This is a genomic window from Micromonospora sp. GCM10011541 (genome assembly GCF_042650725.1).
GTDB lineage: Bacteria > Actinomycetota > Actinomycetes > Mycobacteriales > Micromonosporaceae > Micromonospora > Micromonospora sicca.
Genome location: NZ_JBHSBP010000104.1, coordinates 54,273 through 80,017, shown reverse-complemented (window position 1 = coordinate 80,017; position 25,745 = coordinate 54,273). Strand labels below are relative to the sequence as shown.

At 72.8% G+C, this 25,745-nt stretch carries 26 protein-coding genes; 23 read left to right on the top strand and 3 right to left on the bottom strand.

Features of this window, described 5'->3' with window-relative positions; translation table 11 throughout:
* The first annotated feature begins 9 nt into the window (after positions 1–9).
* From ACFOYX_RS34755 to ACFOYX_RS34725, 7 genes are all read left to right on the top strand, one after another.
* Positions 10–315: a hypothetical protein gene (locus tag ACFOYX_RS34755; protein ID WP_109802368.1), complete on the top strand. Its 306-nt coding sequence runs from the start codon at positions 10–12 to the stop codon at positions 313–315.
* Positions 312–2,990: an alanine--tRNA ligase gene (alaS, locus tag ACFOYX_RS34750; protein ID WP_322440571.1), complete on the top strand. Its 2,679-nt coding sequence runs from the start codon at positions 312–314 to the stop codon at positions 2,988–2,990. The genes ACFOYX_RS34755 and alaS overlap by 4 nt, the downstream gene beginning before the upstream one ends.
* Before the next feature lie 69 nt (positions 2,991–3,059).
* Positions 3,060–3,518 carry a Holliday junction resolvase RuvX gene (gene ruvX, locus ACFOYX_RS34745; protein WP_109802366.1) on the top strand — a complete coding sequence of 153 codons (459 nt, stop codon included), beginning with the start codon at positions 3,060–3,062 and terminating at the stop codon, positions 3,516–3,518.
* Entirely contained in the window at positions 3,518–4,735 is a 1,218-nt protein-coding gene (mltG, locus tag ACFOYX_RS34740; protein WP_322440572.1) for an endolytic transglycosylase MltG, read from the top strand. The genes ruvX and mltG overlap by 1 nt, the downstream gene beginning before the upstream one ends.
* On the top strand, positions 4,732–5,535 hold the full coding sequence (locus tag ACFOYX_RS34735) for a shikimate dehydrogenase (protein WP_322440573.1): 804 nt from the start codon (positions 4,732–4,734) through the stop codon (positions 5,533–5,535). Before mltG ends, ACFOYX_RS34735 begins: the two co-directional genes overlap by 4 nt.
* A 192-nt stretch (positions 5,536–5,727) precedes the next feature.
* Positions 5,728–6,906 (top strand): chorismate synthase, encoded by a 1,179-nt coding sequence (aroC, locus tag ACFOYX_RS34730; protein WP_322440574.1) that lies wholly within the window; start codon positions 5,728–5,730, stop codon positions 6,904–6,906.
* 19 nt (positions 6,907–6,925) lie between these two features.
* On the top strand, positions 6,926–7,432 hold the full coding sequence (locus ACFOYX_RS34725; protein ID WP_322440575.1) for a shikimate kinase: 507 nt from the start codon (positions 6,926–6,928) through the stop codon (positions 7,430–7,432).
* On the opposite strand, the gene ACFOYX_RS34720 is transcribed toward ACFOYX_RS34725, so the two are convergent.
* Entirely contained in the window at positions 7,422–8,195 is a 774-nt protein-coding gene (locus ACFOYX_RS34720) for a cytochrome c oxidase assembly protein (RefSeq protein ID WP_322440576.1), read from the bottom strand. The genes ACFOYX_RS34725 and ACFOYX_RS34720 overlap by 11 nt on opposite strands.
* On the bottom strand, positions 8,192–8,716 hold the full coding sequence (locus ACFOYX_RS34715; protein ID WP_322440577.1) for a DUF2243 domain-containing protein: 525 nt from the start codon (positions 8,714–8,716) through the stop codon (positions 8,192–8,194). The genes ACFOYX_RS34720 and ACFOYX_RS34715 overlap by 4 nt, the downstream gene beginning before the upstream one ends.
* 138 nt (positions 8,717–8,854) lie before the next feature.
* Here ACFOYX_RS34715 and aroB point away from each other — a divergent pair, with 138 nt between their 5' ends.
* From aroB to nusB, 4 genes are all read left to right on the top strand, one after another.
* Positions 8,855–9,931, top strand: a complete 1,077-nt coding sequence (gene aroB / locus ACFOYX_RS34710) for a 3-dehydroquinate synthase (RefSeq protein ID WP_322440578.1) — start codon at positions 8,855–8,857, stop codon at positions 9,929–9,931.
* Complete coding sequence (gene aroQ, locus ACFOYX_RS34705) at positions 9,928–10,368, top strand: type II 3-dehydroquinate dehydratase (protein ID WP_109802358.1); 441 nt, start codon at positions 9,928–9,930, stop codon at positions 10,366–10,368. Before aroB ends, aroQ begins: the two co-directional genes overlap by 4 nt.
* Positions 10,369–10,502: 134 nt before the next feature.
* Entirely contained in the window at positions 10,503–11,060 is a 558-nt protein-coding gene (gene efp, locus ACFOYX_RS34700; RefSeq protein WP_109802357.1) for an elongation factor P, read from the top strand.
* A 23-nt stretch (positions 11,061–11,083) separates the two neighbouring features.
* The gene (gene nusB / locus ACFOYX_RS34695) at positions 11,084–11,494 is read left to right on the top strand and encodes a transcription antitermination factor NusB (protein WP_201749689.1); all 411 of its coding nucleotides are present in this window, start codon (positions 11,084–11,086) and stop codon (positions 11,492–11,494) included.
* 89 nt (positions 11,495–11,583) lie between these two features.
* Here nusB and ACFOYX_RS34690 read toward each other — a convergent pair whose 3' ends face one another.
* The gene (locus ACFOYX_RS34690) at positions 11,584–12,072 is read right to left on the bottom strand and encodes a transcriptional regulator (protein ID WP_322440579.1); all 489 of its coding nucleotides are present in this window, start codon (positions 12,070–12,072) and stop codon (positions 11,584–11,586) included.
* 284 nt (positions 12,073–12,356) lie between these two features.
* Here ACFOYX_RS34690 and pyrR point away from each other — a divergent pair, with 284 nt between their 5' ends.
* The 12 genes from pyrR to coaBC all read left to right on the top strand — a co-directional run bounded on the left by pyrR (position 12,357) and on the right by coaBC (position 25,721).
* Positions 12,357–12,941 carry a bifunctional pyr operon transcriptional regulator/uracil phosphoribosyltransferase PyrR gene (pyrR, locus tag ACFOYX_RS34685; RefSeq protein ID WP_322440580.1) on the top strand — a complete coding sequence of 195 codons (585 nt, stop codon included), beginning with the start codon at positions 12,357–12,359 and terminating at the stop codon, positions 12,939–12,941.
* Positions 12,938–13,864: an aspartate carbamoyltransferase catalytic subunit gene (locus ACFOYX_RS34680; protein WP_322440581.1), complete on the top strand. Its 927-nt coding sequence runs from the start codon at positions 12,938–12,940 to the stop codon at positions 13,862–13,864. The genes pyrR and ACFOYX_RS34680 overlap by 4 nt, the downstream gene beginning before the upstream one ends.
* Positions 13,861–15,138, top strand: coding sequence for a dihydroorotase (locus tag ACFOYX_RS34675; RefSeq protein WP_322440582.1), 1,278 nt, complete (start codon positions 13,861–13,863; stop codon positions 15,136–15,138). The genes ACFOYX_RS34680 and ACFOYX_RS34675 overlap by 4 nt, the downstream gene beginning before the upstream one ends.
* Positions 15,135–16,340, top strand: a complete 1,206-nt coding sequence (gene carA / locus ACFOYX_RS34670; RefSeq protein ID WP_322440583.1) for a glutamine-hydrolyzing carbamoyl-phosphate synthase small subunit — start codon at positions 15,135–15,137, stop codon at positions 16,338–16,340. The genes ACFOYX_RS34675 and carA overlap by 4 nt, the downstream gene beginning before the upstream one ends.
* A complete protein-coding gene (gene carB / locus ACFOYX_RS34665; protein WP_322440584.1) occupies positions 16,333–19,680 on the top strand; it encodes a carbamoyl-phosphate synthase large subunit in 3,348 nt (1,115 codons plus the stop codon). Before carA ends, carB begins: the two co-directional genes overlap by 8 nt.
* A complete protein-coding gene (locus ACFOYX_RS34660) occupies positions 19,677–20,717 on the top strand; it encodes a quinone-dependent dihydroorotate dehydrogenase (RefSeq protein WP_322440585.1) in 1,041 nt (346 codons plus the stop codon). Before carB ends, ACFOYX_RS34660 begins: the two co-directional genes overlap by 4 nt.
* Positions 20,718–20,888: 171 nt before the next feature.
* Complete coding sequence (locus ACFOYX_RS34655) at positions 20,889–22,163, top strand: adenosylmethionine--8-amino-7-oxononanoate transaminase (protein ID WP_322440586.1); 1,275 nt, start codon at positions 20,889–20,891, stop codon at positions 22,161–22,163.
* A 133-nt stretch (positions 22,164–22,296) separates the two neighbouring features.
* A complete protein-coding gene (gene pyrF / locus ACFOYX_RS34650) occupies positions 22,297–23,133 on the top strand; it encodes an orotidine-5'-phosphate decarboxylase (protein WP_322440587.1) in 837 nt (278 codons plus the stop codon).
* A gap of 179 nt (positions 23,134–23,312) precedes the next feature.
* The gene (gene mihF / locus ACFOYX_RS34645; protein ID WP_013285515.1) at positions 23,313–23,630 is read left to right on the top strand and encodes an integration host factor, actinobacterial type; all 318 of its coding nucleotides are present in this window, start codon (positions 23,313–23,315) and stop codon (positions 23,628–23,630) included.
* Between the two features lie 25 nt (positions 23,631–23,655).
* Positions 23,656–24,189: a guanylate kinase gene (locus ACFOYX_RS34640; protein WP_109802346.1), complete on the top strand. Its 534-nt coding sequence runs from the start codon at positions 23,656–23,658 to the stop codon at positions 24,187–24,189.
* Positions 24,190–24,234: 45 nt separating this feature from the next.
* Positions 24,235–24,498 carry a DNA-directed RNA polymerase subunit omega gene (gene rpoZ, locus ACFOYX_RS34635; RefSeq protein WP_322440589.1) on the top strand — a complete coding sequence of 88 codons (264 nt, stop codon included), beginning with the start codon at positions 24,235–24,237 and terminating at the stop codon, positions 24,496–24,498.
* A 14-nt stretch (positions 24,499–24,512) separates the two neighbouring features.
* On the top strand, positions 24,513–25,721 hold the full coding sequence (gene coaBC, locus ACFOYX_RS34630; protein WP_322440590.1) for a bifunctional phosphopantothenoylcysteine decarboxylase/phosphopantothenate--cysteine ligase CoaBC: 1,209 nt from the start codon (positions 24,513–24,515) through the stop codon (positions 25,719–25,721).
* Positions 25,722–25,745 lie beyond the last annotated feature (24 nt).

Below are 25,745 nucleotides of genomic sequence, written 5' to 3'. Positions count from 1 at the left end.
GATGAGAGCATGAGGCGGTTGTTCTGGCTGGGCGTCGGGCTGGCCGTGGGCGTGCTGGTGGTGCGCAAGGCGACCCGCACCGCGCAGGCGTACACGCCGGCCGGCATCGCCAGCGGCCTGTCGGAATCCGCTGGCGGCCTCGTCGAGTCGGTGCGTAGCTTCGTGGAGGACGTCCGGGTCGGGATGGCCGAGCGCGAGCAGGAGATCCACGAGGCGTTCGCCCGCGGCGAGACGTTCGACGATCAGTTCGCCGAGCTGCGGGAGGACCCGCGCATCGGCGACCGAGAGATTTTCCCGGAGGAGCACCAGCGATGAAGACGGCGGAGATCAAGCGGCGGTACCTCGCCCACTTCGAGGCGAATGGCCACGCCGTGGTGCCGTCCGCTCCGCTGCCCGCCATCAGCGACCCGAACCTGCTGTTCGTCAACGCCGGCATGGTGCAGTTCGTCCCCTACTTCCTGGGTCAGCAGACCCCGGCGTACCGGCGGGCGGTCAGCGTGCAGAAGTGCATCCGCACCCCGGACATCGACGAGGTCGGCAAGACCAGCCGGCACGGCACGTTCTTCCAGATGAACGGCAACTTCTCCTTCGGTGACTACTTCAAGGACGGGGCGATCCCGCTCGCCTGGGAGCTGATCACCAAGCCGCAGGACCAGGGCGGCTACGGCCTGGACCCGGAGCGGATCTGGCCGACGGTCTACCTGGACGACGACGAGGCGTTCGAGATCTGGCGCTCGATCGGCGTGCCGGCCGAGCGGATCGTCCGCCGGGGCAAGGCGGACAACTTCTGGTCGATGGGCATCCCCGGCCCGTGCGGTCCGTCCTCGGAGCTGTTCTACGACCGAGGCCCGGAGTACGGCCGCGAGGGCGGCCCGGCGGTCGACGAGGACCGTTACATGGAGTTCTGGAACCTCGTCTTCATGCAGTTCGAGCGGGGCCCGGGCACCACCAAGGAGGACTACCCGATCCTGGGTGACCTGCCGGCGAAGAACATCGACACCGGCATGGGCCTGGAGCGGATGGCCTCGATCCTGCAGGGCGTCGACAACCTCTACGAGATCGACGAGGTCCGGCCGATCCTGGACCGGGCCGCCGAGCTGACCGGCAAGCGGTACGGCGCGCGCTCCGGCCATGTGGCCAGCGAGTCGCACCCCGACGACGTCCGGCTGCGGGTGATCGCCGACCATGTGCGCACCGCGTTGATGCTGATCGGCGACGGGGTGACCCCGTCGAACGAGGGCCGGGGCTACGTGCTGCGCCGGATCATGCGCCGGGCGATCCGTGCGGTCCGGCTGCTCGGCTACCAGGACCGGGCCCTGCCCGAGCTGCTGCCGGTGGCCCGGGACTGCATGTCCCCGTCGTACCCCGAGCTGGCCGCCGAGTTCGGCCGGATCTCCCAGTACGCGTACGCCGAGGAGGACGCGTTCCTCGCCACGCTGCGCGCGGGCACCACGATCCTGGACACCGCGATCGCGGAGACGAAGTCGGCGGGCAAGCCGGCCATCTCCGGCGACAAGGCGTTCCAGCTGCACGACACGTACGGCTTCCCGATCGACCTGACCCTGGAGATCGCGGCCGAGCAGGGGCTGCAGGTCGACGCGGAGGGTTTCCGCCGGCTGATGGCCGACCAGCGGAGCCGGGCGAAGGCGGACGCGCAGGCGCGCAAGACCGGGCACACGGACGTGTCGGCGTACCGGTCGGTGCTCGACGGCGGTGGTCCGGTGGAGTTCACCGGCTACACCGAGCTGAACCGGGAGTCGCGGGTGCGGGCGCTGCTCGCCGGCGGCGCCGAGGTGGGCGCGGCGGTCGAGGGCGACACCATCGAGCTGGTGCTCGACACCACGCCGTTCTACGCCGAGGGCGGCGGCCAGCAGCCCGACCAGGGCCTGATCACGGTCGGCGCTGGCCAGCTCGAGGTCTTCGACGTGCAGCAGCCGGTGCCGGGGCTGATCGTGCACCGGGCCCGGGTGATCCGGGGTGAGGTGCGCGCCGGGGAGACCGGGTACGCCGAGATCGACGTGTCCCGGCGGCGGGCGATCTCCCGGTCGCACACCGCGACCCACCTGGTGCACCAGACCATGCGCAACTTCCTCGGCGAGTCGGCCACCCAGGCGGGTTCGCTGAACGCGCCGGGCCGGCTGCGGTTCGACTTCAACACCCCCACCGGGGTGGCGCCGAGCGTGCTGCACGACGTGGAGCAGCAGGTCAACGAGGTGCTCCTGGCCGACCTGGAGGTGCACGCCTTCATCACCACCCAGGAGGAGGCCCGCCGGATCGGCGCGATGGCACTGTTCGGCGAGAAGTACGGCGAGCGGGTCCGGGTCGTCGAGGTCGGCGACTACGCCCGGGAGCTGTGCGGTGGCACGCACGTGGCCCGGTCGGCGCAGCTCGGCCTGGTGAAGATCCTCTCCGAGGCCTCGGTCGGCTCCGGCGTGCGCCGGATCGAGGCCCTCGTCGGCATGGACGCGTTCGGCTTCCTGGCCCGCGAGCACCTGCTGGTCTCCCGGCTGGCCGAGCTGTTCCGGGTCCCCGGCGACCAGGTCGCCGACCGGGTGGAGCAGACCGTCACCCAGATGCGGGACGCGGAGAAGGAGCTGGAGAAGCTGCGCGCCCAGCTGGTGCTCGGCGGCGCGGCGGCGCTCGCCGCGCAGGCGAAGGACGTGCGCGGGGTGGCGTACGTCGGCACCGAGGCGCCCGAGGGGGCGGCCGGCAACGACGTGCGGACGCTGGCCCAGGAGATCCGTGGCCGGATCGACCCGGCCCGGCCGGCGGTGGTCGCCGTGGCGGCCCGGGCCAACGGCAAGTCGTCCCTGGTGGTGGCGGTCAACCAGGCCGCGCGTGGGCGCGGCCTGACCGCGAAGGACCTGGTCAAGGCGGCGTTCTCCGGCCGCGGTGGTGGCAGCGACGACCTCGCCCAGGGTGGTGGCCTGCCCGCGGCCGAGGCGCCGAACCTGCTGGCCACCGTGGAGAAGGCGATCGCCGAGGCGTGATGACGCACCGACTGCGGCCAGGGCGGACCATTCCGGTCCGCCCTGAGCCGTCCCGGGGGGTGTCCGATTATGGGTGAGCTGTCCCGTGGGGTCCGGCTCGGGGTGGACGTCGGGCAGGTTCGGGTCGGCGTCGCCCGCTCCGACCCGCACGGCATCCTGGCCACCCCGTTGGTCACCCTCGCCCGGGACCTGACCGCCGCCGCCGACGCGGTGCCCGCTGACATGGCGGCGCTGGTCGACCTCATCGCGGAACACGAGGCCGTCGAGGTGATCGTCGGTCTTCCGGTCAATCTTTCCGGCAAACACGGTCCGGCGGCGACGAACGTCTCGGCGTACGCTGCCCGTCTGGCCGATGTAATAGCGCCGGTTCCGGTGGCGCTGACGGACGAGAGGATGTCGACCGTCGTGGCGAGTCGTAGGCTGGCCGAACGTGGCGTCCGGGGAAAACGCCAACGGGCGGTGGTCGACCAGGCCGCCGCGGTGGAGATTCTGCAGAGCTGGCTGGACGCGCAGCGGAGGCGGACGTAATGATCGACGATCTGGATCTGGGGTTCGACGAGGCGGAGAGGGGGGAGAAGGGCCGGCACCGGCGCGGCGCCGTGGCCAAGCGCAACGGCAAGTCGGGCGGTCGGGGCAAGACGGTCTTCGCCCTGCTGATGGCCCTCGTGCTGCTCGGCGGCATCGGCGGCGGCGCGTACGTCGGCTTCGACCGGATCCGCAACCACTTCGTCACCCCGGACTACGACGGCCCCGGCTCCGGTGAGGCGCTGGTCGAGGTGAAGGCCGGCGACACCCTCACCGACATCGGTGACTCCCTCTACGACGCCGGGGTGGTGAAGAGCACCAAGGCGTTCATCGAGGCCGCGGACGCCAACTCCCGCAGCAAGAACATCCAGGTCGGCCGGTACAAGGTCAGGAAGCAGATGAAGGCCGCCGACGCGGTGAACCTGCTGCTCGACCCGAAGAGCCGGGTGGTGAGCGGGGTGACCATCCCCGAGGGCACCATCAGCCTGGCGATCTACGACATTCTCTCCAAGCAGACCAAGATCCCGGTCGCCGACTTCAAGGCCGCCGCGAAGGATCCGGTCAAGCTGGGCGTGCCGGCCTACTGGTTCAACCGCGGCGACGGCAAGAAGGGCCCGAAGAGCATCGAGGGCTTCCTCTTCCCGGCGACCTACGAGATCCCGCCGAAGGCCACCGCCGAGCAGATCCTGTCGATGATGGTGGACCAGTTCCTCACGGTCACCAAGGAGTTGAACTTCGTCGAGAAGGCGCAGCAGGAGCGGAAGATCTCCCCGTACGAGGCGCTGATCACCGCGTCCATCGCGCAGGCCGAGTCGGTCAACCACGTGGACCTGCCGAAGGTGGCCCGGGTGATCTACAACCGGGTCTACACCGACAAGTACCACTGCAAGTGCCTGGAGATCGACAGCGCGATCAACTACTGGAAGCGCCTGCAGGGCAAGGCCCCGAAGGACTCCGACGTCCTCACGCAGGCCGAGCTCAACGACCCGAAGAACCCGTACCGCACGCACGGTGCCGACGGGCTGACCATCACCCCGATCAGCAACCCGGGCGAGGAGGCGCTCAAGGGCGCGGTGAACCCGCCGCCGGGTGACTGGATCTACTTCATGACCATCGACCAGAAGGGCACGATGGGCTACGGCTCCAACGACGCCGACTTCCGGAAGCTGCAGAAGCAGATGTGCGACAACGGTGTCCTGAGCGGGACGAACTGCGGGTGAGAGCCGCTGTCGTCGGCAAGCCGATCGCCCACTCGCTCTCCCCGGTGATCCACGAGGCGGGGTACGCGGCGGCCGGGTTGACCGGGTGGTCGTACACCCGGTTGGAGTGCGCGGCCGACGAGCTGGCCGGCCTGGTCGCCGGGCTGGGCCCGGAGTGGGCCGGGCTGTCGGTGACCATGCCGGGCAAGGAGGCGGCGCTCGCGCTGGCCGACGAGGTCTCGCCGGTCGCCGCCGCCGTCGGCGCCGCCAACACGCTGGTACGCCGACCTGACGGCGCCTGGTACGCCGACAACACCGACGTCACCGGCATGGTCGACGTGCTCGCCGGGGTGGCGGTGGGGGCGACGGTCACCGTGCTGGGCGCGGGTGGCACCGCCCGGGCGGCCCTCGCCGCGGCGGCCCGGCTCGGCGCGGCCGAGGTCACCGTGGTGGCCCGCCGCCCGGAGGCCGTCCACGAGCTGCGGCCGGTGGCCGGCGCGGTGGGCGTGCCGCTGACCGGTGCGGCCTGGGACGGGGCGCCGAGCCACGCCCGGGCCGACGTGGTGATCTCCACCGTGCCGAAGGGCGTGGCCGACCCCCTGGCGGAGAACTTCGACTGGCGGCCGGGGACGGTCTTCTTCGACGCCCTCTACGACCCCTGGCCCACCCCGCTCGCCGCCGCCGCGCTCGCCGCCGGCTGCCGGGTGGTCTCCGGGCTGGACCTGCTGCTGGCCCAGGCGGTCGGCCAGTTCGAGCAGTTCACCGGCGTCCCGGCGCCGGTCGACGCGATGCGCGCCGCGCTCACCACGGCGCGCGCCTGAACCACCGCCGGCCGGGGCCGACGGACCACCCTCCCGCGCCGACCGTTCCGGGGCCGCTCCGGCGGTCCGCGCCGGCCGGACCGGAGCCTCGCCGACGGCACGGACGGCCGGACCCGGGTCGGGTGCGTCCGTAAGGCGGGACGCGGTGGGCACGGCGTTGGCGCGGCCACCTGGCGTGACAGACTGAGCGCTGTGTTGCGCTGGCTGACTGCAGGTGAATCGCACGGACCCGCCCTCGTCGCGATGCTGGAGGGGGTGCCCGCCGGGATCGAGCTGACCACCGGGGAGATCGCCGGTGAGCTGGCCCGGCGCCGGCTCGGCTACGGCCGGGGCGCCCGGATGTCGTTCGAGCAGGACGAGGTCGAGATCATCGGTGGGCTCCGGCACGGGGTCACCATCGGCAGTCCGGTGGCGATCCGGGTGGGCAACTCGGAGTGGCCGAAGTGGCGGACCGTGATGGCCGCCGACCCGGTCGACCCGGAGGAACTGGCCGCGCAGGCCCGCAACGCGCCGCTCACCCGGCCGCGGCCGGGCCACGCCGACCTGGCCGGCATGCAGAAGTACGGCCACGCCGACGCCCGGCCGATCCTGGAACGGGCCAGCGCCCGGGAGACCGCCGCCCGGGTCGCCGTCGGCACCGTCGCCAAGGCCCTGGTGAAGCAGGCGCTCGGCATCGAGATCGTCTCCCACGTGGTGGAGCTGGGCCCGGTCGCCGCCAAGCCGGGGCTGCGGCCCACCCCCGCCGACGCCGAGCGGATCGACGCCGACCCGCTGCGCTGCCTCGACCCGGAGGCGAGCGCCCGGATGGTCGCCGAGGTCGACGCCGCGAAGAAGGCCGCCGACACCCTCGGCGGCGTGGTCGAGGTGCTGGCGTACGGGGTCCCGCCGGGTCTGGGCAGCCACGTGCAGTGGGACCGCAAGCTCGATGCCCGGCTCGCCACCGCGCTGATGTCCATCCAGGCGATCAAGGGTGTGGAGATCGGCGACGGCTGGCAGCAGGCCCGCTCCCGGGGTTCCGAGGCGCACGACGAGATCATTCCGACCGCCACCGGGGTGCGTCGGGTCACCGACCGGGCCGGCGGCCTGGAGGGCGGCATCACCACCGGCGAGCCGGTGCGGGTGAAGGCGGCGATGAAGCCGATCTCGTCGCTGAACCGGGCGCTGTCCACCGTCGACGTGACCACCGGCGAGCCGGCCACCGCGATCAACCAGCGCTCGGACGTCTGCGCGGTGCCCGCCGCGGCGGTGGTCGCCGAGGCGATGGTCGCCCTGGTGCTCGCCGAGGCGGCGGTGGAGAAGTTCGGCGGCGACTCGATCGTGGAGATGCGCCGCAACCTGGCCGGCTACCTCGACGCGCTGGTGATCCGGTGACCGCGGGGAGCGTGACCCGGTGAACCGGCCGGTCTGCGTGCTGGTCGGGGCGCCCGGCTCCGGCAAGAGCACCATCGGTCAGGCCCTCGCCGCCGCGCTGGGCGTCGAGTTCCGGGACACCGACCTCGACATCGAGCAGCTCGCCGGCAAGCCGATCCCGGAGATCTTCGTCGACGAGGGGGAGGACCACTTCCGTACCCTCGAACGGGCGGCGGTGGCGGCGGCGCTGGCCTCGCACGGCGGGGTGCTTGCCCTCGGCGGCGGCGCGATCCTCGCCGAGGAGAACCGCGCCGCGCTGATCGGCCACACCGTGGTGCACCTGTCGGTGGAGCTGCCCGACGCGGTGAAGCGGATCGGCCTGGGCGCCGGGCGACCACTGCTGGCGATCAACCCGCGGGCCACCCTCAAGCACCTGATGGACCAGCGCCGCCCGCTCTACGCCGAAGTGGCCACCGCGACGGTGGTGACCGACGGGCGGACCCCGGAGGAGATCGCCGCCGAGATCGCCGCGCTGCTCAAGCCCTGACCGGCGCGGGCTTGGCGGCACGCTCGGGACGCCAGGAGACCAGGAGTGCAAGGGCGAGCAGGATCTCGGCGAGGTCGCCGCCGTAGTACATGACGGTGGCGGCGTCGCGTAGCTCGTCGCCGGCCGCCGGAACGTCGACGAGCAGGTCGGCGTAGAGGAGCTGGGCGATCGCGGCATGCGCGGCCACGGCAACGCCGAGCACGAGCAGGCGCACGGGAACGCGGGGGCGGTGCGGACCGGGATCGGGGCCGGCTATCGACCAGGCGAAGAGGTAGCCGGCGAGCACGAAGTGCAGGTGCACCAGACCGTGCAGTGCGAGGCTCGTCAGCGTGGCCCGGTAGAGCGGGGTCAGGTACAGCAGGTACAGGCCGCCGGCGGTGAGCAGCAGGCCGGTCACCGGGTGTGCGGCTACCCGGGCAACCGGGTGCCGCACCAGCCGGACCGCCGCCCGGCCGGCGCGCCGGTCCAGCGTGCGCAGCGCGAGCGTGCCCGGCGCGCCGAGCACCATGGCCAGTGGTGCCAGCATGCCGAGCAGCAGGTGCTGCCACATGTGCCCGGGCAGGTCGCCCGCGGGCCAGGCCAGCCCGGCCGCGAGCAGCGCCGCGCCGAGACCGAAGCTCGCCGTCCGCCGGTGGTTCCACCCGGGCCGGCCCGCGTCGCGCTGGCGCAGGGCCGCGGCCAGGTAGAGCCAGAACATCCCCAGCGGTACGAGAGCGACGGGCGGGAAGCCGCCGGCGGTGTGTCCGGCGTGGGCCGGCGTCACCGTTGGTCAGCGGCGCAGACGTCGAACGTCCCGGCCCGCCGCTGCACCAGCCAGCCGACCGCGACCAACGCCGCCCCGAGGGCGAGGAAGCCGACATCCCAGGCGGTCTGGTGCGGCCCGGTCCGGACGTGGTGGATGCCGAGCAGGTGGTGGTCCACGATCCCCTCCACCAGGTTGAACAGTCCCCAACCCGTCAGCGCCCAGCCCCACAGCGCCGGGGAGCGCCAGAGCCGGCCCCGGGACCGGGTCACCCGCCCGTAGAGCAACGCCAGTCCGGCCAGCACCGCGACCCAGGTCACCACGTGGAAAAGCCCGTCCCACAGGGTGTTCATCCGCAGCCCCGGCACGGTGTCCACCGGGTACGTCCGGATCCCGACGTGGTCGTTGTCGGTGCTGCTGAGCATGTGGTGCCACTGGAGGACCTGATGCAGCAGGATGCCGTCGACGAACCCGCCCAGCCCGACCCCGAGGATCGTCGCGGCGACCCGGATGTCCGTCCCGTCGATGGTGTGTCGGGCCATCGCCACTACCTCCGCGGCCGGTGGTTGGTCCCCGGCTCGGTGCCCCGGACCTCACCGGTCAAACGTCGCAGCGCCCGTGACGGTCACGGAGTGGACACTCGCCGCCCCGAGACCCCCGGCTCGGCTAGGCTGCCGGCGATGGACGAGGTAACCCGAATTCCGGTCGGCGGCGAACGGCCGTACGACGTGCTGGTGGGACGCAACCTGCTCGACCCGCCGCCGCGACTGCTGCCCGGCGCGAACCGGGTCGCGGTGCTGCACGCCGCCCCGCTCAAGGCGCTGGCGGAGTCGCTGGCTGCGCGGGTCCGCGCGGTCGGGGTCGAACCGCTGCTGATCGAGGTGCCCGACGCCGAGGCGGGCAAGCAGATCAACGTCGCCGCCGCCTGCTGGGATCGGCTCGGCGAGGCCGGGTTCACCCGTACCGACGCGGTGGTGGGGGTGGGCGGCGGCGCGGTCACCGACCTGGCCGGCTTCGTGGCGGCCTGCTGGCTGCGCGGGGTGCGCTGGGTGCCGGTCGCGACCTCGCTGCTCGCCATGGTCGACGCGGCGGTGGGCGGCAAGACCGGGGTCAACACCGCCGCCGGCAAGAACCTGGTCGGCGCCTTCCACCCGCCGGCCGGGGTGATCTGCGACCTCGCCACCCTGGACGGCCTGCCCGCGGCCGACCTGGCCGCCGGGATGGCCGAGGTGGTCAAGTGCGGTTTCATCGCCGACCCGGTGATCCTCGACCTGGTCGAGCGGGATCCCGCCGCCGCGCTCGACCCGACCGGGCCGGTGACCCGCGACCTGATCGAGCGGGCGATCCGGGTGAAGGCCGACGTGGTCTCCGGCGACCTGCTCGAGTCCGGGGTACGGGAGGTGCTGAACTACGGGCACACCCTGGCTCACGCGATCGAGAAGGTGGAGGGCTACCGATGGCGGCACGGGCACGCCGTCGCCGTGGGCCTGGTCTACGCCGCCGCGCTGGCCCGGCTCGCCGGCCGGCTGGACGCGGCGACCGCCGAGCGGCACCGCGCCGTGGTGGCCGCGCTGGGCCTGCCGACCAGCTATCCGGCCGACGCGTGGCCGCGGCTGCTCGCCGCGATGCGGGTCGACAAGAAGGCCCGGGGCAGCACGTTGCGCTTCGTGGTGCTCGACGGGCTGGCCCGGCCGGCGATCCTGGAGGGCCCCGACGACGAGCTGCTGCACGCCGCGTACCGGGAGATCGCCTCGTGAGGGTGTACGTGCTCAACGGCCCGAACCTGGGCCGGCTCGGCACCCGGCAGGTCGACGTCTACGGGGTGACCAGCTACGCCGACCTGGTCGACATGTGCGTGGACGTCGGCCGCGAGCTGGGCCTGGACGTGGTGGTCCGGCAGACCGACGCCGAGCACGAGCTGCTCGGCTGGCTGCACGCGGCGGCCGACGAGGGCGCGCCGGTGGTGCTCAATCCCGCCGCCTGGTCGCACTACTCCCTCGCCGTACGCGACGCCTGTGCGATGCTGCGGGGGCCGCTGGTGGAGGTGCACATCTCCAACATCCACGCCCGCGAGGAGTTCCGGCACCACTCGGTGGTCTCCGCGGTGGCCACCGGGGTGATCTGCGGGCTGGGCGTGGACGGCTACCGCCTCGCCCTGCGGCACGTCGCCACCCGGCTGGCGGCCGCCGACTGAACCGGTAGCGGGGGCGGTCGACGCCGGGTACCCGGGGTGACGTTCGGGCGGGCGGGACCGCGGCCGGCGCTGTCGGCTCGACACAGCTAGTAGACTTGCCAGGTCTGTCCGCCAATTGATGATCAAGGCAGGAAATGGCCACCACCAACGAGCTCAAGAACGGCCTCGTACTCAACCTCGACGGGGAGCTCTGGGCCGTCGTCGAGTTCCAGCACGTCAAGCCCGGTAAGGGTGGCGCCTTCGTGCGCACCACGCTGAAGAACGTGCTGTCCGGCAAGGTCGTCGACAAGACCTTCAACGCGGGCACCAAGGTCGAGACCGCGACCGTCGACAAGCGCACCATGCAGTACCTGTACGCCGACGGCGAGGACTACGTCTTCATGGATCTGGAGACGTTCGACCAGATCACCGTCCCCGGCGGCACCGTCGGTGAGGCGGCCAACTACCTCCTGCCGGAGGCCGAGGCGACCGTCGCGACGCACGAGAGTGTCCCGCTCTACATCGAGCTGCCGACCTCCGTCGTGCTCGAGGTCACCTACACCGAGCCGGGTCTGCAGGGCGACCGGTCGACCGGCGGCAACAAGCCGGCCACCGTCGAGACCGGCGCGACCGTGCAGGTGCCGCTCTTCATCACCACCGGCGAGAAGATCAAGGTCGACACCCGCGACGGCCGTTACCTCGGCCGCGCCTGATGGCCGAGGGTCCCAAGCAGCAGATGCCGGCGCGCCGCAAGGCGCGCAAGCGGGCGCTGGACGTGCTCTTCGAGGCGGACCTGCGCGACCGGCCCCCGGTCGAGGTCCTCGCCGGCTACCTCGAGCGGATCGAGAAGCCCCGGCCGGAGCACCTGGGGTACGCGGTCAGCCTGGTCGAAGGGGTCGCCGACCACCTCGACCGGATCGACGAGCTGATCGCCAGCTACGCCGAGGGCTGGACGCTCGACCGGATGCCCGTGGTCGACCGCAACCTCGCCCGGATCGCCGTCTACGAGCTGCTCTACGTCGACGAGATCGACGACGCGGTGGCGATCAGCGAGGCCGTCGAGCTGGCCCGGCAGATGTCGACCGACGACTCGCCGCGCTTCCTCAACGGGGTGCTCGGCCGGATCGCCGAGTACGCCACCCGCTGAGTCGCGGCCGGCGCGCCGCGGCGACCGCACTGATACGACGAAAAGGGCCCGTGCCGGACGGCACGGGCCCTTTCGGTTGCTGCTGCGGGTCAGGACGCGAAGAACGCCCGCGGGTCGGCGACCAGCACACCGTGCTCGGTGAGCCGCTCGATCAGGCCCGACGGCGAGGCGTCGTAGACGATGGCGAGGGCGCGCAGGTCGTCGGCGCGGATGGAGAGCACCCGGCCGTTGTAGTCACCGCGCTGCTGCTGGATGGCTCGGGCGTACCGGGCGACGTAGGCGAGGTCCTCGGAGACCTCGTCGTAGAGCCGCTCCAGGTCCAGGACGATCTTGCTGGTCGGCTCATGGCGCACCCCGCTGCCGTCGGGCAGCAGCTCCGCGACGGGAACGCGGTAGAAGTCGGCCAGCTCCGCCAGGCGGGACACGGTGACGGCCCGGTCGCCGCGCTCGTACGAGCCGACCACCACGGCCTTCCACCGCCCGTTCGACTTCTCCTCCACACCCTGCAGGGACAGGCCCTGCTGCTGGCGGATGGAGCGCAGGCGGGCGCCCAGCGACTTGGCGTATTCAGAGGGCATTCGGACACTCCCAGTGCTGCTCGGGGTTCTCCCAGCTATCGCTACGGAGCGTGACGGTACGGGGATTGCGACACCTGGTCAAGTGGTCGTGACGTTGCCGTTGGGGGGCACGGGGGGAGTTATCCCCATTTCGCCACCCTGATCCTGGGGTCAGTACCGGCCGCGGTCGGCCCGGTGACCGCTGGTAACGTGGCGTGAAGCCCCGGTCCGGCCGTTCGCGGCCGGGCCGGCAACCCAGACGTCCTTTAACGACCCGTCCCGTGAGGCGGGGAAGGAGGTCCGCCGTGGCCTACCCACCGGCTGCCCCGTCGTCGCCGCCGCGACAACCCTCGGTGAAGGTGATCCTCGCCGCCGCCGACGTGTCGCGGGTGGTCGACCGCATCGCCCATCAGATCCTCGAGAAGACCCAGGGTGCCGCCGAGACCGTGCTGCTCGGCATCCCCACCCGGGGTGCCCCGCTGGCGAAGCGCCTCGCCGCCCGGATCAGCACCTTCGAGGACGTGACCGTCCCGGTCGGCGTGCTCGACATCACCCTCTACCGCGACGACCTGCGCCGGCACGCCACCCGCGCGGTCGGCCCGACCGAGCTGCCGCCCGGCGGGATCGACGGCAAGCGCGTCATCCTCGTCGACGACGTGCTCTTCTCCGGCCGCACCGTGCGGGCCGCCCTGGACGCGCTCAGCGACGTCGGCCGCCCCGCCTCCGTGCAGCTCGCCGTCCTGGTCGACCGCGGCCACCGCGAGCTGCCGATCCGCGCCGACTACGTCGGCAAGAACATCCCCACCGCGCTCGCCGAGAGCGTGAAGGTCACCCTCGCCGAGACCGACGGCGCCGACGAGGTCAAGCTGTACGGAGGTGCGCCCGCATGATCCGGCACCTGCTCTCCGGGGCCGACCTGGACGCGGCCACCGCCACCCAGATCCTGGACACCGCCGCCGAGATGGCCACGGTCGCCGGCCGCGAGGTCAAGAAGCTCCCCGCGCTGCGCGGCCGGACCGTGGTGAACCTCTTCTACGAGGACTCCACCCGGACCCGGATCTCCTTCGAGGCGGCCGCCAAGCGGCTCAGCGCCGACGTGATCAACTTCTCCGCCAAGGGCTCCAGCGTGACCAAGGGCGAGAGCCTGAAGGACACCGCGCTCACCCTCCAGGCGATGGGCGCGGACGCGGTGGTCGTCCGGCACCCCGCCTCCGGAGCCCCGCACCGGCTCGCCAACTGGGTGGACGGGTCGGTGGTCAACGCCGGCGACGGCACCCACGAGCACCCGACCCAGGCGCTGCTCGACGCGTACACCATGCGCTCCCGGCTGGGCCGGCTCGCCGGCCTGCACGTGGCGATCGTCGGCGACGTGCTGCACTCCCGGGTGGCCCGCTCCAACGTGCTGCTGCTCTCCACCCTCGGCGCCAAGGTCACCCTGGTCGGCCCGCCCACCCTCATCCCCGTCGACATTTCGGGGGCGCTCGCGCCGGGCACCGACGTCTCGTACGACCTCGACGCCGTTCTTCCCGGTGTGGACGTGGTGATGATGCTGCGGGTGCAGCGGGAACGGATGAACGACTCCTACTTCCCCTCCGCCCGCGAGTACGCCCGCCGCTACGGGCTGGACGGTCCGCGGATGCGCCGGCTGCCCGAGCACGCGATCGTCATGCACCCCGGCCCGATGAACCGGGGCATGGAGATCACGCCCGAGGTCGCCGACTCGCCCCGCTCCACCATCGTCGAACAGGTCGCCAACGGGGTCTCCGTGCGGATGGCCGTCCTCTACCTGCTGCTCGGAGGGAACAACCGGTGACCGCGTACCTGATCAAGAGCGTGAGCGTGGTCGGCGCGGCGCCGACCGACCTGCTGATCCGCGACGGCGTCGTGGCCGAGGCCGGCGCCGGACTGACCGCGCCGGACGCCACGGTGCTGGACGGCACCGGGCTGGTGGCCCTGCCCGGCCTGGTCGACCTGCACACCCACCTGCGCGAGCCGGGCCGGGAGGACGCCGAGACCGTGGAGTCCGGCTCCCGGGCGGCGGCCCTCGGCGGGTACACCGCGGTCTGCGCGATGGCCAACACCTCCCCGGTCGCCGACACCGCCGGCGTGGTCGAGCAGGTCTGGCGGCTCGGCCGGGAGGCCGGCCTGGTCGACGTGCAGCCGATCGGCGCGGTCACCGTCGGCCTGGCCGGCGGGCAGCTCGCCGAGCTGGGCGCGATGGCCGACTCGGCGGCCCGGGTGCGGATCTTCTCCGACGACGGGCACTGCGTCGCCGACCCGAAGCTGATGCGCCGGGCGCTGGAGTACGTCAAGGCGTTCGACGGGGTGATCGCCCAGCACGCGGAGGAGCCGCGGCTCACCGAGGGCGCGCAGATGCACGAGGGCGAGGTTTCCACCCGGCTCGGGCTGACCGGCTGGCCGGCGGTCGCCGAGGAGGCGATCATCGCCCGGGACGTGCTGCTCGCCGAGCACGTCGGCAGCCGGCTGCACGTCTGCCACGTCTCCACCGCCGGCAGCGTGGAGGTGCTCCGGCACGCCAAGGCGCGCGGGGTGAAGGTCACCGCCGAGGTGACCCCGCACCACCTGCTGCTCACCGACGCCAAGGCCGAGACGTACGACCCGGTCTACAAGGTGAACCCGCCGCTGCGTACCGCCACCGACGTCGCCGCGCTCCGCGCCGCGCTGGCCGAGGGTGTGATCGACATCATCGCCACCGACCACGCCCCGCACGCCGTGGAGGACAAGGAGTGCGAGTGGGCGTACGCCCGGCCGGGCATGCTCGGCCTGGAGACGGCCCTCTCCATCGCCCTCGACGTGCTCGGCCCGCAGTGGGACCTGATCGCCGAGCGGATGTCCCGCGCCCCGGCCCGGATCGCGGGCCTGGACGGGCACGGCGCCGACCCGGCCCCCGGCGTGCCGGCCAACCTGACCCTGGTCGACCCGGCCGCCCGCCGCACCATCGAACCGGCGGAGCTGGCCAGTCGCAGTCGCAACACCCCGTACGCCCGGATGGCGCTGCCGGGTCGCATCGTGGCGACCTTCCTGCGCGGCGAGCCGACGGTCCTGGACGGAAAGGCAACCAAGTGACCCGCAGACCTTCCGCGATCCTCGTGCTCGAGGACGGCCGGACGTTCCACGGCGAGGCGTACGGCAGCGTCGGGGAGACCTTCGGCGAGGCGGTCTTCAACACCGGCATGACCGGCTACCAGGAGACCCTGACCGACCCGTCCTACCACCGGCAGGTGGTGGTGCAGACCGCCCCGCACATCGGCAACACCGGCGTGAACGACGAGGACGACGAGTCGGGCCGGATCTGGGTCGCCGGCTACGTGGTCCGCGACCCGGCCCGGATCGGCTCCAACTGGCGGGCCACCGGTGGGCTGGAGGACCGGCTGGCCGCCGAGGGCGTGGTCGGCATCAGCGGCGTCGACACCCGGGCGCTGACCCGGCACCTGCGCGAGCGGGGCGCCATGCGGGTGGGCATCTCCAGCGTCGACGACGACCCGCGCGCCCTGCTGGCCCGGGTCCGCCAGTCCCCGCAGATGGTCGGCGCGGACCTCTCCGCCGAGGTGACCACCGAGAAGCCGTACGTGGTCGAGGCGGTCGGCGAGCACCGGTTCACGGTCGCCGCGCTGGACCTGGGCATCAAGCGCAACGTGCCGCGCCGGCTCGCCGCCCGCGGCGTCACCACCCACGTGCTGCCCGCCGGCTCCAGCATCGAGGACCTGCTGGCCACCGGCGCCGACGCGGTCTTCTTCTCGCCCGGCCCGGGCGACCCGGCCACCGCCCACGGCCCGGTCGCCCTCGCCAGAGAGGTGCTGCGCCGGCAGGTGCCGCTGTTCGGCATCTGCTTCGGCAGCCAGATCCTCGGCCGGGCGCTCGGCTTCGGCACCTACAAGCTCGGCTACGGCCACCGGGGCATCAACCAGCCGGTGCTCGACCGAGCCACCGGCAAGGTCGAGGTGACCAGCCACAACCACGGCTTCGCCGTCCAGGTCCCGGGCGCGCAGGCCGGGGTGGTGGTCCCCGACGAGGTGATCGAGACCGAGTTCGGCGGTGTCCAGGTGTCGCACGTCTGCCTCAATGACAACGTGGTCGAGGGGCTGCGGGCCAGGGACGTGCCCGCCTTCACCGTCCAGTACCACCCCGAGGCGGCGGCCGGCCCGCACGACGCGGACTACCTCTTCGACCGCTTCGCCGAACTGATCGAGGGTCGCGGCCTCGACCGGAAGCGCAGCGAGGGCCGCGGCCTCGACCGACAGCAGAGTGAAGGCGGCAAGAATGCCTAAGCGGACCGATCTCAAGCACATCCTGGTGATCGGCTCCGGGCCGATCGTGATCGGACAGGCCTGCGAGTTCGACTACTCCGGCACCCAGGCCTGCCGGGTGCTGCGCAGCGAGGGGATCCGGGTCAGCCTGGTCAACTCCAACCCGGCGACGATCATGACCGACCCGGAGTTCGCCGACGCCACCTACATCGAGCCGATCACCCCGGAGTTCGTCGAGCTGGTCATCGCCAAGGAGCGCCCCGACGCGCTGCTGCCCACCCTGGGCGGGCAGACCGCGCTGAACACCGCGGTCGCCCTGCACGAGGCCGGCGTGCTGGAGAAGTACGGCGTGGAGCTGATCGGCGCGAACATCGAGGCGATCAACCGCGGCGAGGACCGGCAGCTGTTCAAGGACATCGTCGCCAAGGCCGGCGTACGGCTCGGTCTGAACGACCCGACCGGCCTGGTGCCCCGCTCGCGGGTCTGCCACTCGATGGCCGAGGTCGAGGCCACCGTCGGCGAGCTGGGCCTGCCGGTGGTCATCCGGCCGTCGTTCACCATGGGCGGCCTGGGGTCCGGCATGGCGCACACGCCCGAGGACCTGGCCCGGATCGCCGGCGCCGGTCTGGCCGCCAGCCCGGTGCACGAGGTGCTCATCGAGGAGAGTGTGCTCGGCTGGAAGGAGTACGAGCTCGAACTGATGCGCGACCGCCACGACAACGTGGTGGTGGTCTGCTCGATCGAGAACGTCGACCCGATGGGCGTGCACACCGGCGACAGCGTCACCGTGGCCCCGGCCATGACGCTCACCGACCGGGAGTACCAGCGCCTGCGCGACCTCGGCATCGCGGTGCTGCGCGAGGTCGGGGTGGACACCGGCGGGTGCAACATCCAGTTCGCGGTCAACCCGGCCGACGGCCGGATCGTCGTGATCGAGATGAACCCCCGGGTGTCCCGTTCCTCGGCGCTCGCCTCGAAGGCCACCGGCTTCCCGATCGCCAAGATCGCCGCGAAGCTGGCCATCGGCTACACCCTCGACGAGATCCCCAACGACATCACCCTGAAGACCCCGGCGGCCTTCGAGCCGACCCTCGACTACGTGGTGGTGAAGATCCCCCGGTTCGCGTTCGAGAAGTTCCCCGGCGCGGACCCGGAGCTGACCACCACGATGAAGTCGGTCGGCGAGGCGATGAGCCTCGGGCGCAACTTCACCGAGGCGCTCAACAAGGCGATGCGGTCGATGGAGACCAAGGGCGCCGGGTTCTGGACCCAGCCCGACCCGGACGGGGCGACGAGGGAGAACACCCTCGCCGCGCTGCGGATGCCGCACGACGGCCGGCTCTACACGGTGGAGCGGGCGCTGCGGCTGGGCGCCTCCGTCGCCGAGGTCGCCGCGGCCTCCGGCGGGATGGACCCCTGGTTCCTGGACCAGATCGCCGGCCTGGTCGAGCTGCGGGCGGAGATCGTGGACGCCCCGGTGCTCGACGCCGAGCTGCTGCGCCGGGCCAAGCGGGCCGGCCTGTCCGACCGGCAGCTCGCCGCGCTCCGCCCGGAGCTGGCCGCCGAGGACGGCGTCCGCACCCTGCGGCACCGGCTCGACGTCCGCCCGGTCTACAAGACGGTGGACACCTGCGCCGCCGAGTTCGAGGCGACCACGCCGTACCACTACTCGACCTATGACCAGGAGACCGAGGTCGCGCCCTCGGGCCGGCCCAAGGTGCTCATCCTGGGCTCCGGGCCGAACCGGATCGGCCAGGGCATCGAGTTCGACTACTCGTGCGTGCACGCGGTGATGGCGCTGCGCGAGGTGGGCTACGAGACCGTGATGGTCAACTGCAACCCGGAGACCGTCTCCACCGACTACGACACCGCCGACCGGCTCTACTTCGAGCCGCTGACCTTCGAGGACGTGCTGGAGGTCTGGCACGCCGAGGACTGCTCCGGCAGGGCGGCCGGGGGTCCCGGCGTGGTCGGGGTGATCGTGCAGCTCGGCGGGCAGACGCCGCTCGGCCTGGCCCAGCGGCTCAAGGACGCCGGGGTGCCGGTGGTCGGCACCTCCCCGGAGTCGATCCACCTGGCCGAGGAGCGCGGCGCGTTCGGCGCGGTGCTCGCCCGGGCCGGGCTGCGCGCCCCGGCGCACGGCATGGCCACCTCGTACGACGAGGCGAAGGCGATCGCCGACGAGATCGGGTACCCGGTGCTGGTGCGGCCGTCGTACGTGCTCGGCGGGCGGGGCATGGAGATCGTCTACGACGACGCCACGCTGCGCGACTACATCGGCCGGGCCACCGACATCTCCCCGGACCACCCGGTGCTGGTCGACCGGTTCCTCGACGACGCCATCGAGATCGACGTGGACGCGCTGGTCGACGCCGACGGCGAGGTCTACCTCGGCGGCGTGATGGAGCACATCGAGGAGGCCGGCATCCACTCCGGCGACTCGTCCTGCGCGCTGCCGCCGATCACCCTGGCCGGCTCCCACCTGGTCCAGGTGCGCCGCTACACCGAGGCGATCGCCCGGGGCGTGGGCGTGCGCGGCCTGCTCAACGTGCAGTACGCCCTCAAGGACGACATGCTCTACGTGCTGGAGGCGAACCCGCGGGCGTCCCGGACGGTCCCGTTCGTCTCCAAGGCGACCGCCGTGCCGTTGGCGAAGGCGGCGGCCCGGATCGCGCTCGGCGCCACCATCGCCGAGCTGCGCGCCGAGGGCCTGCTCCCGCCGAGCGGGGACGGCGGCGCGATGCCGGCCGACGCCCCGATCGCGGTGAAGGAGGCGGTGCTGCCGTTCAAGCGGTTCCGCACCCCGGCCGGCAAGGGGATCGACTCGCTGCTCGGCCCGGAGATGAAGTCCACCGGCGAGGTGATGGGCATCGACACCAACTTCGGGCACGCCTTCGCCAAGTCGCAGTCCGCCGCGTACGGCTCGCTGCCGACCGCGGGGAAGATCTTCGTCTCGGTGGCCAACCGGGACAAGCGCGGCATGATCTTCCCGATCAAGCGGCTGGCCGACCTGGGCTTCGAGATCGTCGCGACCACCGGCACCGCCGAGGTGCTGCGCCGGCACGGCATCGCCTGCGAGCAGATCCGCAAGCACTACGAGGCCGGCGAGGGCGAGGACGCGGTCTCGATGATCCTCGGCGGCGACGTGGCCCTGGTGGTCAACACGCCGCAGGGCTCCGGCGCCAGCGCCCGCTCCGACGGTTACGAGATCCGCAGCGCCGCGGTGACCGCGGACATCCCCTGCATCACCACGGTCCCCGGCGCGGCGGCGGCGGTGATGGGCATCGAGGCCCGGATCCGGGGCGACATGCGGGTCCGCCCCCTCCAGGAGCTGCACGCCGCCCTGCGGGCCCGGCAGTGATCTTCGAGCGGGTGGTGCGCCCGCAGCTGTTCCGGATCGGCGGCGGCGACGCGGAGCGGGCGCACGAGTGGACGCTGCACCGGCTGGCGGGGCTGTCCCGCCGGCCGGCGGCCCTCGCGGCGCTGCGCGCGCGGTACGCCGTGGCCGCGCCGCGGACGGTGTTCGGGGTGGACTTCCCGAACCCGGTCGGGTTGGCCGCGGGGATGGACAAGGATGGCCGGGCGCTGCCGGCCTGGCCGGCGCTCGGCTTCGGCTTCGTCGAGGTCGGCACGGTCACCGCGCACGCCCAGCCGGGCAACCCCCGGCCCCGGCTGTTCCGGCTCCGGGACAGCGAGGCGGTGGTGAACCGGATGGGGTTCAACAACGCCGGCGCCGCGGCCCTGGCCGACCGGCTGGCCGCGTTGCCCCGCCCGATCGGCGTACCGCTGGGCATCTCGCTCGGCAAGTCCAAGGTGACCCCGCTGGACGCGGCGGTCGAGGACTACCTGGCCTCGTACCGGGCGCTGCGGGAGCACGGCGACTACTTCGCCGTCAACGTCTCCTCGCCGAACACCCCGGGGCTGCGGGCGCTCCAGGACAGATCCCACCTGGACGCGCTGCTGGCGGCGCTGGTGGGGGAGAAGCCGGTGCTGGTGAAGATCGCGCCGGACCTCACGGAGCCGGCCATCGCGGAGCTGCTGGAGGTCTGCCTGGACCGGGGTGCGGCCGGGGTGATCGCCACCAACACCACCCTGGCCCGGGACGGGCTCGCCCCGGCCGACCGGGAGCGTGGCGCGGAGACCGGGGGCCTCTCCGGCCGTCCGCTGGCCGGACGCGCCCGCGAGGTGGTCGCCTTCGTGCACCGGGAGACCGGCGGCCGGCTGCCGGTGATCGGCGTCGGCGGCATCGTCGACCCGGACGACGCGGCCCGGATGTTCGACGCCGGAGCGAGCCTCGTCCAGCTCTACACCGGATTCATCTACCGCGGCCCCGCCCTGGTCCGCCGTGCCGCCCGCGTGGCGTCCGGCACGGCGGCGGCACCGGCCGGCCACCCGTGAACCAGGGCCGGGCGACGTTCCCCGGCACTCCCTTTGCTCTGCTTCACCCAGCGCAACGGCCAACGTCCGATATCCGGACAACCGGTGTTGCCGTCGCTGCAGCAGAGCAAAGCGGGTGCGGGAGCATGGTCCGTCCGGTGCGCACCCGCGCGAGGAGATGAAGGAGACCCCATGACGCCTGAGGAGATCCTCGCGGCCGATCGGGCCCACGTCTGGCACCCGTACGCGGCGCTGCCGCCGGCCAGCGCGCCCCACGTGGTGGCGAGCGCGGCGGGCGTACGGCTGCGGCTGGCCGACGGCCGGGAGCTGGTCGACGGGATGTCGTCGTGGTGGGCGGCGATCCACGGCTACCGCCACCCGGTGCTCGACGCGGCGGTCACCGACCAGCTCGGCCGGATGAGCCACGTGATGTTCGGCGGGCTCACCCACGAGCCCGCGGTGCGGCTGGCGACCACCCTGGTCGAGCTGGCCCCCGACGGCCTGGAACACGTCTTCCTGGCCGACTCCGGCTCGGTCAGCGTCGAGGTCGCGGTGAAGATGTGCCTGCAGTACCAGCGGGCCACCGGCCGGCCGGAACGCCGCCGGCTGGGCACCTGGCGGGGCGGTTACCACGGCGACACGTTCCACCCGATGAGCGTGTGCGACCCCGAGGGCGGCATGCACCACCTGTGGGGGGACGTGCTGCCCCGGCAGGTCTTCGCGCCGGTGCCGCCGGGTGGCTTCGACACCCCGCCGGACCCGGCGTACGAGCAGGCCCTGGTCGACGCGGTGGAACGGCACGCCGACGAGCTGGCGGCGGTGATCGTGGAGCCGGTGGTCCAGGGCGCCGGCGGGATGCGCTTCCACCACCCGCACTACCTGCGGGTGCTGCGCGAGGTGACCCGGGCGCACGGCATCCTGCTCATCTTCGACGAGATCGCCACCGGCTTCGGCCGCACCGGCACGATGTTCGCCGCCGAGCACGCCGGCGTCGCCCCGGACGTGCTCTGCGTCGGCAAGGCGCTCACCGGCGGTTACCTGTCCCTGGCCGCCGCGCTCTGCACGCCCGAGATCGCCCGGGGCATCTCGGCGGGCGGGGTGCTGGCGCACGGTCCCACCTTCATGGGCAACCCCCTCGCCTGCGCGGTCGCCAACGCCTCGCTGGACCTGCTGCGGGCCGGGGACTGGGCCGCGCGGGTGGCGGGGATCCAGGACGGGCTGCGGGCCGGGCTGGGGCCGCTGCGTGACGCGCCGGGGGTGGCGGACGTGCGGGTGCTGGGGGCGATCGGCGTGGTCCAGCTCGACCACGAGGTGGACCTGACCCGGGCGACCGCGGCCGCGGTGGCGCAGGGGGTGTGGCTGCGCCCGTTCCGCGACCTGGTCTACACCATGCCGCCGTACGTCACCGACGACGCGGACGTGGCGCGGATCGTCAGCGGCGTCGAGGCGGCGGTCAAGGCCGGCTGAGGCGGCCCGGGGGAGCGGGCCGACGCCCGCCCCGCCGCCCGGCCGGAGGCCGGCCGGCGACGAGGAGCGGCGGACTTCCGCCGCCGTACGACCACCGCGGCGTGGCGCCGCGCGAGGGAGAGGGAGAGTGGCGATGGAGAGCTTCGGCGCCCGCCTGCACCGGGCCGTGGCCGAGCGGGGACCGCTCTGCGTGGGGATCGACCCGCATCCGGGTCTGCTGGCGCGCTGGGGGCTGCGCGACGACGTCGACGGGCTCGACCGGTTCGCCCGGACCGCGGTCGAGGCGCTCGGTGACCGGATTGCGGTGGTCAAGCCCCAGTCGGCCTTCTTCGAGCGGTTCGGCGCCCGGGGTGTCGAAATTCTTGAGTCAACTATCCGACAGTTGCGCGATGCGGGCTCGCTCGTTCTGCTCGACGTCAAGCGTGGCGACATCGGCTCGACGGTCAGCGCGTACGCCTCGGCCTACCTCGATCCGTCAAGCCCGCTGTGTGTCGACGCGCTCACGGCCAGCCCCTATCTCGGGGTCGGATCGCTCGCGCCGATGTTCGAGCTGGCCGCCGCGCACGGGGGCGGCGTCTTCGTCCTGGCGCTCACCTCCAACCCGGAGGGCGCGGCGGTGCAACGCGCCGTCACGGCCGACGGGCGGACCGTCGCGCAGACCGTGATCGACGAGATTTCCCAGCTCAACAGGGGTGCCGAGCCGGTCGGCAGCTTCGGCCTGGTGGTCGGCGCGACGATCGGCGACACCGGCCACGACCTCTCCGGGGTGAACGGTCCGCTGCTCGCGCCGGGGCTCGGCGCCCAGGGTGGCACCGCGGCCGACCTGCGGACCGTGTTCGGCGCCAGCCTGCCGTCGGTGCTGCCCTCGTACTCCCGTGAGGTCCTGTCCGCGGGACCGGACGTGGCCGCCCTGCGGGCCGCCGCGGACCGGGTCCTGGCCGACTGCCGGGCCGCGCTGGCCACCTCCTGACTGACTGACGGCTCGGTCACTTTGCGCTGATCCTGGCGCGCCCACGTTGCTGAAAACGCCGTCGACCGCTAGTTTTCCCCGCGCTGGGAACCACGGACCCCTTTGGTTGCCAGCGACACCACGTTTCACAGATGCGGCGGTGCGCCCCGCCCGTCGCGATAGGGACCTGAGGAGAACTGGTGCCGCTCCCGTCACTGACCCCCGAACAGCGCGCTGCCGCGCTGGAGAAGGCCGCGGAGATCCGCAAGGCCCGTGCTGAGCTGAAGGAGCAGCTCAAGCAGGGCAAGACCACCCTCGCCACCGTCCTCGAGCGGGCTGAGTCCGACGACGTCGTGGGCAAGCTGAAGGTTTCGGCCGTCCTGCAGGCGATGCCGGGCATCGGCAAGATCCGGGCCACCCAGATCATGGAGAAGCTCAAGATCGCCGACAGCCGCCGCCTGCGTGGCCTGGGCGAGCAGCAGCGCAAGGCTCTGCTTGGAGAGTTCGCCGCCAACTGAACGCCGCACCGTGTAGAAACAAGCGGTGAGCACGGATGACGAGGCGCGCCCGGCGGCTCGGCTCACTGTCCTGGCCGGACCTTCGGGGGCCGGCACGGAGAGTGTCGTCGAGCTGGTCCGGGCGCGTTTCCCGTCCGCCTGGGTGCCCGTGGTGGCCACCACCCGGCCGCCCGGCGCGGGCGAGCTGGACGGCGTCGACCGGCTCTTCCTCGCCCCGGCCGAGTTCGAGCGGATGATCGCCGGGGACGAACTGCTGGAGTGGAGCCGGATCGGGCCCTACCGGCGCGGGGTCCCGCGCGCGGGGATCCGCTCCCGGCTGGCCGCCGGCCTGCCCGTGCTGCTCCCGCTGGACCTGCCCGGCGCGCTCGCCGTCCGGGCCGTCGCGTCGGACGCGCAGCTGGTGCTCCTCGCCCCGCCCGGGTACCGGCCGGACCCCGCCGTGACGGCGGCCTTCCCGCACGCCGTGACGCACGACCGTACCGAGCGCGCGGCCGACGAGCTGGTAGGCTTGCTCGGTTCTTCCTTCCTGGCTCCGGCCCAACCGCGCCCGAGCGGTTGAGAGACCACCGCTTCCGTGCGGTGCTTAAGACGCAGAGGTTAATTCGTGGGATCCATCGCCAACCCCGAAGGCATCACCAACCCGCCGATCGACGAGCTCCTCGAGAAGACGACCTCGAAGTACGCGCTGGTGATCTTCGCCGCCAAGCGCGCGCGCCAGGTCAACGCCTACTACAGCCAGCTCGGTGAGGGCCTGCTGGAGTACGTCGGCCCGCTCGTGGAGACCACCCCGCAGGAGAAGCCGCTGTCGATCGCCATGCGCGAGATCAACGCGGGCCTGCTCAGCGCCGAGCCGACCGACCAGCCGTAAGCCCGCCCGCGTCGATGTCCGCCGAGATCGTCCTCGGGGTCGGCGGTGGCATCGCCGCCTACAAGGCGTGTGAGCTGCTCCGGCTCTTCACCGAGTCGGGTCATCACGTCCGGGTCGTGCCGACCGCGTCGGCGCTCCGCTTCGTCGGGGCGCCGACCTGGGCCGCGCTCTCCGGTCGGCCGGTCGCCGACGACGTCTGGTCCGACGTGCACGAGGTGCCGCACGTCCGCCTCGGTCAGCACGCCGACCTCGTCGTGGTCGCGCCCGCCACGGCCGACCTGCTCGCCAAGGCCGCCCACGGGCTCGCCGACGACCTGCTCACCAACACCCTGCTGACCGCCCGCTGCCCGGTCCTGCTCGCCCCGGCGATGCACACCGAGATGTGGGAACACCCCGCCACCGTCGCCAATGTCGCGACCCTGCGGTCCCGGGGCGTCCGGGTGATCGAGCCCGCCGTCGGGCGGCTCACCGGCGCCGACACCGGCAAGGGCCGGCTGCCCGACCCGACGGAGATCTTCGCCGTCGCCCGCCGCGCCCTCGCCCGAGGGGTCTCCGCCCCGGCCGACCTGGCCGGCCGGCACGTGGTGGTCACCGCCGGCGGCACCCGCGAGCCGCTCGACCCGGTCCGGTTCCTCGGCAACCGCTCCTCGGGCAAGCAGGGGTACGCCTTCGCCCGCGCGGCGGTGGCCCGCGGCGCCCGGGTCACCCTGATCTCGGCCAACGTCTCGCTCGCCGACCCGGCCGGCGCCGACCTGGTCCGGGTGGGCACCACCGAGGAGCTGCGCAAGGCGACCCTGGAGGCGGCGGCCGGCGCGGACGCCGTGGTGATGGCCGCCGCTCCCGCCGATTTCCGTCCCGCGACGTATGCGTTTGGCAAAATCAAGAAGACGGACGACGGCAGCGCGCCGACGATCGAGCTGGTCACCAACCCGGACATCGCCGCCGAGCTGGGCCGTCGCCGTCGACCCGAACAGGTGCTGGTGGTGTTCGCCGCCGAGACCGGCGACGCCGAGGCCAACGGCCGGGCCAAGCTGGCCCGCAAGCGGGCGGACCTCATCGTCATCAACGAGGTCGGCCCGGACAAGGTCTTCGGCGCCGAGACCAACGCAGCGACCGTCATCGGCGCGGACGGCTCGGTCGCCCGGCTGCCCGAGCGGTCCAAGGAGGACCTGGCCGACGACGTCTGGGATCTGGTGGTGGCCCGACTGGCCGGCGGGTCCTGAACACTGGTCACCTTCGCATTGCCT